Below are 17,120 nucleotides of genomic sequence, written 5' to 3'. Positions count from 1 at the left end.
TCGACGCCGGCCGGCAGGGCGTCGGCCGGCAGCTTCTCGATCTTGAAGCCGGCCAGGGCGCGGTCCTCCCCTTCCCCGGTGAAGTACGGCGCCAGCACAATGGTGCTCGCCTTGGCGGCCTCGGTGGTGTTGATCGTCGTGGCGTAGGCGGCCACCTGGGCCTGGGTCTTGCCCGTGATGCGAATCTTGCCGATGCCGTCCAGCGGGAAGCAGGCCATCAGCTGCTTGCGCACCGTGTAGTTCAAGGCATGGAAGCCGGTGTAGGCGTTCTGCACGGCCTTGGTGGTGGTGCCGTCGACGGTCTCGTCGGCCTTCAGCCCGCGGATGTTCGTCTCGTACTCGATGGGGAAATCGAAGCGCACGTCGGAGTCGTCCAGGGTGGAGTAGGCCATGGTGCCCGTGCGCGGCTCGTTGCGCATCTGGGCCCAGTAGGTGAAGGTCTTGGCGTAGGGCACCGTCACCTCGGTGCGGTTGCCGTCCGAGGCGCTCGTATCGGTGCGCACCGTCTCGGTGTAGTCCTCGTTGCCGTAGCGCACATAGGAGTGAATCTCCATGGCCGGGCGCGGCACGGAAAGCGCAGCGCACTTGTTCTCGGACAGACGCAGGTCGTGGTTGCCCTTCTGGGTCATGAACAGCTGAGCGTGCAGCATGTTGTCATGGGGATAGTTGTAGCTGTAGTAGCGGTAGCTGTTCTGCGTGTAGGTGGTGATGTAGCGGCTCTGGCAATTGAGCGATCCGCCGTAGCCGTCGTTGTTGGTGTCCACGTTGTTCACGCCGTTGTACCAGTCGGTCACGCCGGAGGCCTTCATGGTGAGCTTGCCCTCGGCGTCGGCGTTGGCATCCGTGTAGCCGTCGGGGGTGGCCACGCCGCTGATGCTCGGGCGCCAGCTGGGCTCCATGCTGGCATAGTTCAGGCGCGTCTCGCACAGATAGCAGTCGGTGAGCTTGTAGGGCGTCACATTGTAGGCCGTGGTCACGTTGTCGCTGGCGAACTTCGCCCCGAAGGCGGCATCGTTCACCGCCGTGGTGCCCCACAGCGCCTCGAAATCGAGCACCAGGGAGCCGTCGGCCTCCAGGGTCAGGTCGGAGCGGTTCAGCGTCTTGGTGAAGCGGTGGCCATCGGGCTGCAGGAACTCCAGATCGATGGAGGTCAAGGTGCCGATGGTGTCCAGGGCCGTGCCGAAGTCCAGACGGCTCGTCTTGAAGCCGCGCACCACGCCGCGATTGACGAAGAGGCCGTCGGTGTCCAGGCCGTCCTCGCTGTAGGCGCTCGTCAGCATCTGGTAGGCCTTCATGGACACGCTGTCGATGCGCATGGTCAGCGTGACGGCGTCGGAGCGGGACAGGGTCTTGTTGCGGAAGGTGAACAGGTAGCCGGCATCGTCGGCGTCGTTCTCCACCTCCACCACGGCGCGGGAGCCGTTAAGCAGCGGCGTGTTGAGGCCGTTGCTGTAGCCCGTGGAGTTATTGGCGTTGCTCTGGTTGTCCTGCTCGGGCGTGGAGTTGGTAGCCGCGCCCGTCGGGCGGGAGGCCGCGCCCTTGAAGGCCGTGGCCTGGCTGACGGGATCGAAGCGACCCACGGTCACCTTGCAGGTGGTGGTGCGGTCGATGTTGCCGTAGTAGGAGGACAGCGGATAGTAGGCCGTGGTGGACGAGATCAGGTTGTCGTAGCTGTTCTGCTTCTGCACCACGGTGCCCGTGGTGTTGGTGCGGTTGCCGTAGGTTTCCACGTTGCCGAACAGACGGGCCGTGAAGGCCGTGCCCCCGCGCACCGTCAGATTGGCGTTCATAGTGTCGTAGACCAGGCGCACCGTCTTGATGGGCGCCCACGTAGCGCCGGGGGTCATGTAGGGAGCGAGGCTGTCCTTGTCCAGGGGCAGCGACAGCGTGCCCTCGTAGCCCTTGTCCGTAATGGTGCCGAGCCACTGCTCCAGGTTCTCCTGGGACAGCGGGATGATAGCCATGGGCGCCGACTCGGGCACCGTGTAGGTGCCGTACTTGTGGTAGACCGTCTGGTTGTAGCCGTACAGGTAGATGGCCGAAATCTTACCGGCGCGGTTCGTCCACTCGTAGTCAAGATCAGGGTTCTCCTCGAACTGCTCGGGCGTGAGAACGGCCTTCTTGCCCGACGCGGCCACACGCTGGTAGCCGTCGATCTGCAGCTCCTTGGCCAAGAAGCCGCGCTCCGACTTCGTCAGGCCATCGGCGCCCGTTTCGATAGTGGCCTGGTCGAGCACCAGGTCGAGGTAGCTTTGATCGGTGGTGGACTTGGTGTCGTTCTCCAGGATGTACTCGAACCAGGCGAACTCGCGCGCGTCGTCCGTCGCCGTGACGCCCTCGCCCCAGCGATAGGGCACCCAGCCCTGGGTAGCGGCGGCATCGATGGAGGCGCCGTTGGCGTTGGTGTAGCCCTTCTCCACCCGCGAGACCACCAGATGCTTCTCGCCCGTGGCGGAGTTCACCCACTGGCCGGTGGTGGAATTGGTCCATGAGCCGTTCACCCAGTTGCCCGTGGCGCCGGTCCAGTGCTTGTCGGCGGTCTCCTCGTCGCGGGCCCAATCGGTGCCCGTCCAGTGCTTGCCGCCGGTCCAGTTGAACGTCGTGCGAATGGAGGGCTCGGCGGTCAGCGGCTTCATGGAGCTGTAGTCGCTCGTGGTGGTCCAGGTGTGGCCGCTGGTGTGATTATGGTTCGCCGAGGTGGAGGCGTTGGCCTTGGTGTTCCAGTCCTCGGTCTTGTAGTCGGTGCTGAACACGGCGCTTACCGTCTGGTTCACCGCGCGGGAGGGACGGCCGAACTGGTCGATGAACACCTGGCCGTTGTCGGCGGCCACGTTGGCGGCCATGCCCGGCAGGTGGAAGACAGCCTTCAGCAGGTAGTTGCCCGGATCGCTGTCGTCGGCGCCGTCGGAGCCCCAGGCGCTGTCGGGAATATCGAGCACCACTTCGGTGATCTCGTTGCCGTCCTCGTCGGTTTCCTTGTTGCCGTCGGCGTCCCACACCGTACGGGTGGTCACATAGTCGGCCAGGTTCAGCGTGTAGGTGGGCGCCTTGGGCAGCACGGCCGTCTTGACGCCCGTCGTGGCGTTGGTGGTGAACAGACCGTCGGAAGCGTCGCGCTTCACCGTGTACAGTTCCACGGTGTAGCCCTCCAGCAGCTCCTTCACCTGATCCACGGACAGCGCGCCGAAGGCGTCCATGTCAATGGTGCGGTCCAGATGGTTGCCCTTGGTCTCCATGTCGTTCACGTCGGTCACCGTGGTGGCGGACAGACCGGCCGTGGGGGCCAGCAGCTTGTGGCCGGCCACCTTCTCGGCCAGCAGCGCCTCCAGGGTGGTGGCGTTCATGAACAGGTGCGTGGTGTCGAAGCCGCGCCACAAATCGTCTACCAGTTCGGAGTACACCGGACCCACGGCAAGGCGCGCCGAGTCCATGGCGTAGGTGCCCGAGGGATTCGACAGGAAGTAGCGCCAGCCGGAGTTCTCGGAGCCCATGAGGGTTTCCAGCTGCTTGCTGGCAAACCCGTTGGTGCCGTCGTAGATAAGATAGCTGCTGGTGTCGCCGGGGCGCTCCGCCGAAAGGAAGGTGCGCGTGCGAATGCCGGGCTTGATGGGATCCACCTGCGAGCACAGCGAGGCGGAGTCGTCGCGGTCCATGCCACTATAGATGTCGGTCGTATGATTCCAGTTCGCGGAGAAGGCCGTGGGCGCGGTGACGAACTGCTCCTCGCCGGTCTCCTCGTCCACCACCGTCTCGCCCGTGGGCTTGTCGTAGGTGGCTGTCTCAAAGCAGGTATTGAAGTCGGAACGCAGCCCCACATCGCCCACCGCATCGGTGCGACCCACCACATCGATGGCGGCACCGCTGCGCACGCCCTTGTTGAAGTGGCGCGTATCCAGGCGGAACTTCAGGAAGTAGCCGTTCTTCCACAGCGTGGAGGGCAGCACCAGGTTGCCCGCGGCGTCATAGAAGGCGCCGGCGGCCAGCAGGGCCTCCAGGGTATAGGTGAAGGTGGTCTTCAAGGTGCCGGCGGCATCAACGCCGCTGGCCGTAATGGTCAGACCGGGGATAGCCGACTCGGCTGAGTCCCCTTCCCCATCGTCGCCCTCGGTGCCGTCGCTGTCGCCTTCGATGGCGTCCGCCAGGGGCACGTAGGCGGTGATGGCCACGGTCTTGATGGCATTGCCCTTGTCGGTGCCCAGCTTGCTCCAGGTAAGGGCGTCCATCAAGCCGCTCGACAGCGCCACGGCCTTGGCGTCGTAGGCCCGATAGCGGTTGGCGTAGTCGCCAATCTCAGCCGTAGGCACGGCCGTGGCGGGCATGGTGCCAATGGCCAGGTAGCTGTCGAACATCTCGTAGTCCTCCACCACGCCGGCCGCATCCTTGGCGCCGTAGATGTTGGTGCCGAAGGTAGAGGTGGGCGAAGCCGAGGGGTTCGAGTAGTTGGTGTAGGTGAAGCGCCAGCCGGAGCCGTAATAGCCCATATAGGCCAGGGTCAGGTCGCTGCCGCTGACCGCCGCCATGGGGGCCGGGTTATCGGCGAAGTAGCTCTTGGCCACCACGCGCTGGCTGGTGGGCGGCATATGGGCGAACAGATCGGCCGTGTCGCGGGTGCGGGTCAGCTCGCCGAAGCGGTTCGCGCCATAGGCCGAGGTGCCCGGTTCCCACACCGTATCGGTGCCGGCATCGTTGCCGTAGGCCAGATGGTTCCATGCCTCCACCTCGTAGGTGGTGTAGAAGCGCGCGGGCAAATTGATGATGTCGTAGTACCAGTCATTGCTCATAGTGCTGTTCACGCTGGGCGAATCGATGCTGTAGCCGAAGAAGTCGACGTGGGCATCATCGGCCGCGGTCACGCCGCCGGCGAAGTAATCGTAATCGAGCGTGACCGAGCACAAGTCGTTGCCCAGCCATACGGCGGCGTCAAGCACCACATCGCCCGCCTCGGTGCGGGTAATGCCGGCCTCGGCCAGGGCGGCCAGCTCGGCGGCGTCCGTCGTGGTGAACCACTGCTCAAGGGTGGCGCCGTCGATGGTGGTGGCATGGGTGGCCGAGCCCGGGGTGGTGGCCGTGGTGTTGCCCGAAGAGGAAACGGTTACCACATTGCGGGTGGCCAGGTCGTTCTTCACGTACCACGTCAAAGTCAGCTGGCGCAGGGCGTTGACGCTCTCGCCGTCGGCCGTCGGCTTCTGGCCTGCCTCGAAGAGCTTCTTGGAAAGCGTCAGATGGGTCGTGCGGAAGCCCACGTTGCCGATAAGGGCCTGGGCGCGGGAATCGGAGTTGGGCGTCAGGGTGCCCAGCACAATCTTGGCGCCATGGGTCATGGCAAACTGCTCGCCGTCGGCGTCGGTGCGATGATTGGTCACCACGGCGCGGTAGCCCACCGACTCGTCCTGGTAGTAGGCCCGCGGCTCGCTCGTGCCGGCCGCATGGGTGGTCTCCTCGTACTTCTCCAAGGTGGAGAGTGCCTGGTTCTCCTCGGTGGCGTGCTTGTAGGAGTACAGGTACACGTTCGGACGCGTGGGCGGCAGCACCACGTTCAAGGTGGTGTAGGTGGTGTGCGTATAGGGAGCGTTCGTCGTAACGGCGGCGCTGGGCGTGAAGGCGTCCTTGCGCGTGAAGAAATAGTTCAGGTCCTTGTAGGTGCCGCCGTCGTAGTTGGTGTTCCAATAGCTGCGCAGCCAATCGGTGCGGAAGGTGCCCGACACGGCGTGGTCGATGATGCGGTAGGTGCCCTCGCCCCAAATTTCAACGGTGGCGGGGGTGGCGTTCACGTCCTTGCCCTGGGTCTGGAAATCGCGCATCCACAGCTGCACGGAAAGCAGGTAGCCCGGGTCCGTCTCGGTGGTAGCAGCACCGCTCTCCTCGTCGGCCACGGTAGTCTCGCCGCTCCACAGCGCGCTGTCGAGCACCATGTCGCCATCGTCCTGGAAGGTCATATGCTCGGCCAGCAGCAGCGCGTTGCCCGTCAAGGCCGAGGTGTCGCCCGCCTGCACGGCCGCCATGGCATCGGCCACCTCCTCGGCCGTGAACGCCAGAGAGTGGACGGCCTCCGTAGCATCGGAGTCGAGCAAGTAGTTGATCTGCAGCTTCTGCAGACGGCTCACGCTCTTCAGCAGGCCGTCGGAAAGCGCGATGGCCGAGGCGGTGAAGCCCACATAGCGGTCCTTATAGCGCACATAGGGAATGTTCGACGTGCCGAAGTAAGCCTTGCGCATGGGGAAGGCGGTGTTGTTCGACAGGGCGAAGCGATAGCCGGAGCCGTCCTCCTCGTAGTAGGAGTTGGTGTAGCCGTAGTTGTTGGCGTTGGACGACGAGCTCTGATTACCCACCTGACCCAAGGCGGTGCCGCTCTTGTTCGTGTTGGCGGTAATGCCGCTGCTGCGCTTGAAGGAGGTGGCCTTCACGCGGGGCAGCGTCGGATAGGGACGGGCGTTCAGCGTGGCCTTCGCGCCGGCCTGCCAGTCGGTGCCGCCCTTGAAGTAGTAGGCGCCGATGACGAAGTTGTAGGTCTCGCGATTATAGGAGACAATGCGATCGCACACCGGATAGGAGTCGAAGTTCAGCACGAAGTTGTTCTTCTGAATCTCGGCGGTGATCTTCTCGCGGGTCCAGTCGGACTTGTACTGCCATTCCGGCGTATGGACGTTGTTGATGACACGGCTGAACAGTTCCAAGTCGTTCACGTCATCGGTGTAGCCGTACAGCTCGATATAGGCATCGGACGAAGCGCCGCCGGTATAGCGGTCAAGGTGCACCACCACGTTGAGCAGATAGCCCTGGCCCCACTCGTCGTAGGGCACCACCAGGTTGCCCGCCTCGTCGAAGCCGTAGGCGTCCACCAGGTCGGCCCAGGCCACGAACTTCGTCTGCACCGTGGTGTTGCCGCGCTCGTAGTAGCGCAGGGTCACGCCGGCAATGGTGGCATGCTGGCGGAACTCAGCGCTCACAGCCAGCGCCTGAGTCTGGAAGCCCTGGACGGCGTTCTCGTAGGCCTCCACGTCGTCGGTACCGGGGATGGCCTGGCTGCGGATGGCCGCGCCGGAAAGGGCATCGCAGGAGAGGTGCGCGTTGGAGCGGCTGGTGATCGTGCCGGAAGTGCTGGTGGTCCAGGTATTGTAGATAGTATTGTTGTAGGTGGTAACCCCGGAGTGGTTGGCCTTGGCGTCGTGGTTCACGTCGGTGGTGCCAATGAGCAGCTCGGCATCCCACATGTCGCGGCGACCGTTGCCCAGCTGGATGCGGTAGCCGGCGCCCGGCTCGCCCCAGTACGAGGTGGCGTAGCTCTTCTGACTGCTGGCGGCCACGTTGCCGATGCCCGGGTTGGTGCGATCGAAGAAGGCGGTGGCCGTCACCGTGGGGTTCGGCTTGCCCGCCAGGCCCAGCAGGTGGCCGGCGCTATTGGAGAAGCTCTGCTCGTCGCCGGTTTCCGCATAGTTGCCCAGGTTGTTCCAAGCGGCGTTCTGGTAGGTAGCCTCAAAGTGGGAGGGCGCGCTCACAATGACGTAGTAGTTGTCGATGTAGGTGTCGCGCTCGTAGGTCTTGTAGTAGTCGAGGAACCGATCGTCGAGGGTCACCGATGTGCCGCCGCAATAACCGTATTTGCTACCGCGATAGTAGTTGCTGTGGGAGGCGCAACCGTGGTTGGAGCAAATAACACCATCCACCCTTTCTGTGCGCGATGCAATCAAGCGATCCGTGGACAAATGAGCGCGGGTGGCATCGATCTCGGTATAGAGCTTGTTCACGTCCGGCGAGTCGATGCCGTAGCCGAACAGATCCACAAAGGCGCCGTTGTCCTTGATGCCGGCCGCCACCCAGGAGAAGGTCAGCTCCACGCGGTACAGATCGTTGCCGTTGGCGCCGGGGTTGGCGAGCGCCCAGGGGGCGTCGGGGAACAGCGCCGGGTTCGACCAAAACTCGCTGGGGATAATCAGGCGCCCATCCTCCTGCAGGTACCCGTTGGCCGGATCCAGCAGGTACGCGCCTAAGGTGGTGTCCTCATAGGTCACGTCCTCACGGGCCACCGCGCCCGAGCTTTGAGCCGACAGGAACACCGCATTGGCCAAAGGCGTAACGCCCGCAGCCGCGTCGGCGCCGGCGGCCGAAGCAGCGCCAGCCGCCTCGTCGTCCTCGTCCGCGGCAACGGCCTGGGCGCCCTCACCCTCCTCGGTCTCCTCTTCTCCCTCGCTGCCCTCGGCCGCTTCGGTCCCATCGGCGTCCAGGGCTCCCGCCGCTTCCATAGCCTCGGTCACTTCCGCATTGGCGGCATAGGCGGCCACGGTGGCCTGGGAGGCCACGGGCACGCGCACCGGGGTGGCCAGGTCAATGGTGGTCACATAGGTGTTGGTGGCCTTGTTGGCGTTCAGGGTACCGGCGGGCATCCAGGTAAGCTTCAGGCTGGTCAGGTTCATCTTGCTCTGGTCGAGCACGTCGGCCGAGAGCGTCAGGTAGGTGGTGTGGTAGCCCAGGTTCTTCTTAATGCCCGGGGCGTTCGGGTCGGTGCGCGGCTGGATATCGCCGATGACCAGCTTCGCGCCCTCCTTCATGGCATAGTTCGAATTGTTGGTGATAACCGTACGGTAGCCGGCGTTCTCCTCGTTCACGTAGGCAATGGGCCACGGGTCGCGCACCGCCGGATAGCCGAAAGCGTTGAACAAGCCGTTTTGGTACACCGGCTGGGTACGGCCGTCGATGGTCTTGCCCGCGGCCGTGCCGTCATCGGCCTTGCCGCCCGGCGTGGAGGCATGCTGCACCTTGCCGGGCTCGGTGCTCAGCACATCCGTGTCGCCGGCATTGTCGGTGGCCGCGGTGCCCACGCCGTAGGAGCCGGTGCGCACCTTCGGCTTCACCGGCGCCAGGATAGAGCGCAGAATGGCCGAGCGGCTCCAGCTGCGGCTCCACGCCGCGAGAATCTCGTTCGTGACGAACTGCGCCTGAAGCTTAATGCCATTGGGCACGCGGTTGGTGGTGACGCCCCACAGCTCCACGAAAGCGCGGTTCGCCTTGGTGATGTTGCTGTTGATGTACGAGTAAGCCACCGTCACGTTGGTGACATAGCCGCCGGCCCACACGGAGTCGTCCAGGATGAAGCCCTTCTGGGTGTCGTCATAGACGACACCCGAGGGGAGGCTCCCCTCGGCGCCCGCCGCGTAGGCCTCGGCCACGGCGGTCAAGTCCACTGTTTTCAAGTTGGCCTTCGCCGTATCGGTCAAGTCATAGTACTGAATGGACAGCGACTTCACCGTGCCCACCTTGAACAGGCCCTCCGCCAGCATCATTTTCTCAGTCTGGAAATCCACCAGGCTGCCGTTCAAGGCCTCTGAGGGCATGGCGCCAATGGTAAAGGTGCCGCCGCGCTTCAGGTGGTAGTTCGTCTGGTTCGTCAGCGTGACGCGGTAGCCCGAGCCCTCGTAGGTGTAGTAGGCATTCGTGGAAGCTCCGTCGCTATCGAAGCCGGTAATGGCGTACTCCCCTGCCTTGCGGCGATCGGTCGACTCGTCGGCGTTGATGTCGGTAGTGCCGTTGAAGGCCTGCACGTGAGGAATGAACTGAACCGGATAAGGGCTGCACTTCAAAGTGGCCTTGTCGGCATAGGCCTTGTCCCAGGTGACCTCATCGTAATGAGAAGTGAACACACCGCCGGGGGTGAGCACCTTCGGGGTGCTCTTGTTCACGGTGTTGTTGGCCTCGCCGAACACGTCCACGTAGGCGCCGGCCGAGGCTTTCACATTAGCGGCAAAGTCGGTCATATCCAGCGTGAAGCCGGTCAGGTAGTTGTACGTGCCCTGAGGCGTATCCTCGTCGGGGTCATCGCTCTTCAGCTCCCAGCCGCGGCCACCCCACGCCGTAGCCGAAATGATAATCTGGCCGTCAACGCCCACGGTAACCCCGTAGGCCGCCGGATTAACCGAGGCGTCATCGCCGGGCAGGGACTTGCCGGCGGCCTTGCGAATGGCAGCGCCGGGCACCTGGGCCGTCTTCGTGGCGCCATTGGGCTCGTTGTAGGTAACGGTCAAGTCGCCCGGCGTCATGGCCTCGAGCAACGCCGGCGACAGAACGACCGCACTCACGAAGTAGTTCTCGCGCAGGTTCGTATCGCGATGCTCCAGGGGCAGATCCACCATCGGCGAACTGTTCAAATGGGTGCGCAGGCTGGACAGCGTCTTGCCGAAATGCAGCTGGGCCGTGCCCAGAGCATAGGAGGAGTCGTTGGCCACGGTCATACGCCAGCCGGAGTTCATGTCGCCCACGAAGGTGGTGACCTCGTGAATGGCCGGGTCGGCCGTGTTCGGGGCGCTCTTTACCAGCGGGCTCGGGTCGCCTGGGTAGGCGCTTTCGCTGAAGGTGGTCATGGTCAGCGTGGGATTGATGGGCGCCTTGCCGAAGGCCAGGGTGCCGCTGTCGGCCCAGGACATATCCCAAGCCGTCGAGTCGTACTCCGTGGTGAACACGGCACCGGGAGTAATATCGACCTTGTTGTTCAAGGCGCCGTAGACATCGATGTAGGCCGTGCGATCGGCAGCCACCTGAGGCTTGAAGTCCTCGAAGCGCTGGACGAAGCCTACCAAATAGCTGTTGCTGCCCGTATCGGCAGCCCCAGCGGCGGTGGTGCCCTTGCCCGCCCAGGCCGCACGGCTTACCACAATTTGACCCTCGGAGCCTACGGTAATGCCAGCCGCCGCCGGATCGACGGCGGGATTGTCGCCCTCGAGCGGGACGCCGGCCGCAGCACGCAGCAGCTCGCCGGAAATAACGGCGGTGTAAGACGTATCGTTGGCATCCACATAGGTGATCTCCAAGTCACCCAGCACCGCCACTTCCTGCAGCTTGGCCGACAAGGCAATGGCGCTGGCCAGGTAGTTCTCACGGCCGCCCGTCAGGTGGGTGATGGGCTTGCTTGTCAGCGGCACCGAGGCCACGTTGTGAGTGCGCTCCGCGGACAAGGTGCTACCGAACACCACCTTGGAGGTACCCAAGGGGTCGGTTTGGGCGTTGGACAAGTTCAAGCGCCAGCCCGCATCCTCGTAGCCGGGGAAGGCCGTCATCGTGTTCGTGTTGCCACTGCGCACCGAGGCGGTGTTGGCCTTGGCGCCGGCCTCTTTCGAGCCGCGATAGGCCTGCACTTCCACCACGGGATTGATGGGCGCTTTGCTGAACTTCAAGGTGGCGCTGTCGGCCCAAGCCGTATCCCATGAGCTTTCCGCATACTCCGTGGTGAAGACGGAGCCCGGAGTAATGTCCACATTGTTGTTAAGGGTGCCGAACACATCGATATAGGCGGTGCGATCATCCTTCACAGCCTGGTTGAAATCCTCGAAATGCTGCACGAAGCCCACCACGTAGCTGGAGCCCGACGTGTCCGCCGTACCGTCAGCCGCCGTGCCCTTGCCGCGCCAGGCCATGGGATCGATAATCAACTGGCCCTCGGAGCCCACGGTAATGCCCGCGGCCACGAAGTTGGCGTTCGGATCGTCCGACTCCAGTGGATGGCCCGCCGCCACGCGCAGAAGCTCGCCGGGGATAACCGCCGTGTAGCGCTTGTCGGCGCTGTCCACGTAGGTAACTTCCAAGTTGCCCAGCACCGCCACCTCCTGCAGCTTGGCCGAAAGGGCCAAGGCGCTTACCAGGAAGTTCTCGCGACCACTGGCGCTATGGGACAGCGGCTTGTCGATCAGCGGCACCGAGGCCACCGATCCGTCGCGCTCGGCAGACAGGGTGCTGCCGAACACCACCTTCGAGGCGCCCAGCGGGTTCACCTCGTCGTTGGACAAGTTCAAGCGCCAGCCGGAATCGGTATAGCCCGGATAGGCTGCCATCTGGTTGGTGTCACCGCTGCGCACCGAGCCGGTCATCTTCTTCGCGCCAGGCTCCGCCGAGCCGCGGAAGGCCTGCATGACCACCACGGGCTTGATGGGCGCCTTCACAGAATCAATGGTGGCGCTGGCCGTGGCAGTGCTGTTGGTGATGAGCGACTTCGACATGGAGGCCGAGATCTTCTCGTAGTTGGTCTGGAAGCTGGCCGGCAGCGTAATCTTGCCCACCATGGTGGGGGTGCCGAATACCTCTACATATAAATTAGTAGCAGAGCCGATTTCGCGCTTGCTGTCGAAGGACTTGAAGTTGATGGTGGCGTTCACGAAATAATGGAAGCCCCAAGCGCTGGCGGTAATGGAAACATTGCCGTTCTCGTCGGTGCCGTAGGTCTTGAGAATCTGATCCCAGGTGTACGTGGCGTTGTAGCGGTTCGCACCCAGGGCCCCCTCGCCCATTTGGGCCGAGAAGGTAATGGACTCGATGTCGCTATGGTCGATCAGCGCCTTGGACAGCGTAAAGGTAGAGGCCGTGAACTGGTTGCGCTCGGAAGCACCGGGCATATCGCCCACGGTGAAACTGGCCGGGGCCATCTTCGAGTTGGACGTGTTGTTCAGGCGGAAGCGCCAGGCGGCGCCGGAGCGGTTGAGGATAACCTGCTGAACGCCCGGAGCCTGGGTGGTGGCCGACGCGGCGTCCATGACCTTGTTGGTAGTCGAGGCCGAGCCGAAGGCAGCCACCGTGGGCGTGGTCTTCACCGCACTGGCATAGGTGGCCGTGGTGCTGGTGGAGGCCTTGCCCTCCACAATGAAGCGGCTCGCATTGAAGTCGGACACGTTGTACTTCCACTGGCGGCTGCCGTAGTCGACCGCATTCGTAGTGGCGTAGTTGTGACCCGGCAGCAGCATGACACCGGTCATGCTCACCGTTGTGGGCAGCGTCACCGAGCTGGGCAGCGGCGACTTGAACACCACGCGCACGTTGCCCGTGAAGTTCGCACCGCTTTCGGTAATGCCCGGCAGCGGGTTGATGCCCATCTCGCGCAGCTGGTCCGCCAGGCTCTTGGCATCGGCACCCGTCTCACCCACGCGGTAGAGCACCTTGCCGGCCTGGGAGGTGTCCACTTCTACCGGGGTATCCACACTCACCCAGCGGGTGACCATGTCGCCGTTGACGCGGTCTTCGGCACCGGCGCTATTAAGCGTGTAGTGGCCGTCCCACACCTCGAACTGCAACACCAGGCCGCGGCTCTCGGTCAGCGCCGGCGTGCCCGTGGGCGTGGCCGGCTGCGAGCTGAACTTGAAGTCCTCGGCATTGGTGTCGTAATAGTCTGCCAGCTCCTTGTTCGGATCGCTGATCTCAATCTCGTAGTTCTTCAGATCGAAGTAGTTGGGCACCGTGCTGCTCAGGCGCGGACCCACCGTGGGCGTTTCCAGGTTCAAACCGTACAGCGGCATGTTGCCCGTGGTAATAAAGCTGTTGGTCACGAAGGTGGCCCGATAGCCCAGGTAGCTGTTCGTGGTGGAGCGCACCAAGGCCTGACTGGTCAAATCCTTGGCGTAGGTTTGCTGCGACATACCCACGGTGGCATCGCCGAACTTGTCCTTCAAGCGCGGGCTCAGCGTCTTGGACCACGACTTCTCACCGGAGGTTCCCACGTTATGGCCGAAGAAAATGGTAGAGGTGCAGTCCAGTTCGGCCCAGTAACCACGCTGGTTGTTGTAGGTGGTGTAGTCCAGGTTGGTAGTGTAGGGAATGGCCACCAGGAAGGAGGTCTCATCCCCCGTCATCATAGTGTCGTCCTTGTCATAGGCAGACTCGAACACGATCATGCCCGACTGGGAACGGTTGCTGTAGCCCAGGAATTCCTTCTGCGCCTCGTCGTTGTCGGCCAGCTGGGCATCCTCGGCCCGATGACGGTTCATGATCTCGTAGAGATTCGTGAAGTCGTCCATGTCCAGATCGTCATAATCTTCCTGGGTCCAGTCATCGGTGTTGAAGATGATGACGCCGCCCTCGTTGATGCGGCCCACATACCGGGTGGACTCATCGCGGGAGGGATCCGAAGCCGAGCCCGTGGACCAGTCGATGGCCTCGGAGGTGTTGTCACTATATAAGTAGTGGGCACGCAGGTCCTGGTCGATCAGGCCCTTGCCGCCGTTGGAGGTGGGGTTGGTGGCGCGTAGCTGGTATTCCACGTAGTCGATATCGGCCGTGGAGGTTTCAGGCGACTCGTTCTTCGTGGTCACCTTGTACACCATATAGTTGTAGCGATCGTAGTACACGTTGTTGGAGACGGCCTGGTAGTAGCTGTTCCAGCGCAGGTTAGTCTTCAGCAGGGTAATCTTACGGGTACTGCCTTTGCCCGGCTCGCCCATGGGGGCCACGAGGGCCGCGCCGGGCGTAGTGGCATAGTGGCGCACGGCCTTGCCGGAACCATCGGTATAAACATAGGCAGCGCCGCCGATGTTGATATCACCGCCGGCGTTCTCGGGGATCTCGCCGTTCATGGCTACTTCGAAAGTGGGCTCTTCGGCCTTGTACTGAGAGACCGTCATCTTGTAGTCGTAGTCGTCGCCGAGAAGGTCGCCCTTCCAGACAAAGCGCAAGCGACCGGTATAACCGTCCTTGAAATTAATGCCCGTGCCGGCGATATTATCAGAGGTGAACTCTTTCGTGGGATCAGCCTTGCTCGTTGCCTTGCCCTTGGTAATGTAGTCGTCCAAGCGCACCGCTTTAAAGCCCGTCCAATAGTTGAGCGACTCCTCCTCAGGGATGGCATCGGAGAGCAGGTAGACCTCCCAGCGATCGAGAATGGACGAGTCCATCTTGATAGAGAAGTAGGGCGACTTGGCGTTGTTATAGCCTTCGCCCGAGGCGGACCACTGGCTATATTGATAGGTCTGCGAAAGGCCGCCTTGATCATTGGGCATCAGGTAAGGAATCTCGGCATCGATATAGGTGGCGTACATGAACTTGCCCATGGTGCCCATGATGTCTTCTGGGTACTCGTCCGGGTCCAAATTCACACCGCCCAAAGAACCGTTGTCAACGGCGAAAATGATGTCAAGCGTAAGGCGCGGAGTCTCCGTATCGGATACCAGGTAAGTATTAGCTGCAATTTGGTTGTTGAGGCCCGGGCTCGGAATATTCGGATTGAAATGATCTTCCGACAGCGGGTAGCTGGTGTTCTGGAGGTTCGTGGCAAACAGGGCAATGCCCGCGGACATGATGCTGTACTGCATCGTCTGCACGGACTCGAGCCATGCTTCGTCGTCCTCGAAGCTCGGGGCCGCCGGCTCTTCCTCAGCGGCCGGCTCATCGGCGGGCTCGTCCTCAGACGCCGGCTCGTCGGCCGGCTTATCGGAGGGCTCCTCGGCCGCAGGCTCGTCGGACGGCGCCTCCTCGGGCTCATCGGCCGGCTCAGGCTCGGGCTCGGGCACCGCCGGGAACGTGATGGACTTCCGGCCCAGAGCCACGACGGTCGTTACGTCCTCATCGGCCAGCGTGTCGTTGACGGCGTCGGCCTTGGCCGCCTTTTCTTCCTGCACCGTCTTGGCGCGAGCGGCCACCGTCAGCTCGAAGCTGGGCTTGACGGGACGGAAGCCCTCCCCCTCGGCCGCTTCCTTCAAACTGGACACGGCGTAGGGCACCGCTACATAAAGCACGCGCTCGCCGTCGGTTTCGCCCGAAAGCGCATCGGTGGCCAGCGTGGCGCCTTCCTCAATCTCATAGGTTGCCTCGGCCACGCCGTCGGCCACCTTCTTCACAGAAGCCAGCTTGCGGCCAAGCGCCTTAATGGTGGACGGGTCGCTGGGATCCACCATGGCCAGCTCTTCGGCCGACAGATCGGTGGCGTCGAAAGCCACCAGGTTCTCAGCGGCAAGCATCCCCATGCCCTGGACCGTCTCAGGCTCATCGGTCACGTGCAGGGTGTAGCCCTGCTCCTCGAAAGAGCCCTTTGCGGCCGCAACGGTCACCAAATAAGCAGCAAAGCCCTGATCCTGGCCCATGACCGGATCGGCAGCCTTCTTGATAGTCGCATCCACCGCCATCTGAGCTGTGGCACCGGACAGGGTCACCGTCACCGCTGCCGCATCGCCGAACGAACCATAGAGCGAATCGCCCTTGAGCGCATCGTTCTCATCGCGATCGGCCACGAACGAGCAGGCCTGGTAGCCGGCGCGCACTTCAACGAGGGCCTCAGCCGGCACGTTCTTGGTCAGCTTCGCGGTAGCCACCGGCAGGGCAGTGCCCGCAGGGAACTGGCCGCGGGTGTCCTGCACGGTAATGCCGTTCTTGTCCTGCACGCCTTCAAAGCGCAGGACAATGGAGCCGGACAGGCCCTTGGCGGCCTCCTCGGCGGCGTGCTTCAGGTAGCCGTCGCCGTGCTTGGTGTACGCCGTCCAGCCCGCCGGCAGATCGAAGGCAAGCGTCGCACGCAGGTTCTTCTTGTCGGCACCGCGCGCCTTCCACTCTTCTTCCGAGAGCGTAGTGGCCAGCGAGCCGTCTTTCGCCTGGTACAAGTACGGCGCCTCGAAGGTGAGCACCAGCGCGTCGGTGGATTCCACGCCGCCCACGTGCCCTCCGTCAAAGGTCACAGCGGTGTTGCCGAAGGAAGGCGTCAGGGTCGCACTTCCCTCTCCCACCTGGTAGGCCCCGTCCGAAGCGCGCAAAGCGCCGGCGGCAGACAGGGTAAACGAAACACGCTCGGCGAAGGCAGCGGCCAAATCGTCCTCGGCAGTGGTGGCCGGGGTCAGGGTGCCCTCCACCTGCTTGGCAAGCGTTTTGTCGGACAAGGAGGGAATTACCTGGGCAGCATCGATCAGGTCCTCGGGCAGGAAGGCGTCGATCTGCTCCTGGGAAGGCTCGTCCTTGGAGCCTTTCTTGTCGCTATCGGCCGCAGTATCAGAGTCGGCCGCATCGCTGGCATCAGGGTCATCAGGGTTTTCGGCGTCATCAGGGTTGTTGGCCGTTTGGGACAGATCGCCGTTGTCCACGTCATCGATGATCTCGTCGCCGGTACCCGAAGCCATGGGCACGGCGTCGTCGACGATCATGCGACGCGCCTCTTCAAGAGCGTAGGTGTTCCAGCAGGTCAGCACCAGCAAAATGGAGAGCACCACCGCTATGGTCTTGCCAAAGGGATTCAACTGACGAGGAGCGTTGTGGCTTATCACGCCAGCAACGTTCGCGCCCCTCGTATCCATCGGAGCGTCCTCCGAAGAAGTGGCCACAACATCGCGCAAGCCGTCTTCCTGCGGGAAAACGGCCTCGCGATGAGAAGTGAGTCGATCACTGCCCATCAT

1 protein-coding gene (only partly in view) is annotated in these 17,120 nt (G+C 63.1%); it reads right to left on the bottom strand.

The window, feature by feature from the left end; translation table 11 throughout:
* Positions 1-17,120, bottom strand: partial view of a PASTA domain-containing protein gene (locus tag PZH32_RS06875; RefSeq protein ID WP_275207134.1) — the beginning only. The gene continues 44,260 nt to the left of window position 1, outside the view; the window shows 17,120 of its 61,380 coding nt (coding positions 1-17,120); the start codon lies at positions 17,118-17,120; the stop codon falls past the left edge of the window.

Source organism: Adlercreutzia equolifaciens, assembly GCF_029076695.1.
Lineage (GTDB): Bacteria > Actinomycetota > Coriobacteriia > Coriobacteriales > Eggerthellaceae > Adlercreutzia > Adlercreutzia equolifaciens_A.
This window is presented reverse-complemented; position numbering and strand designations above follow the sequence as displayed.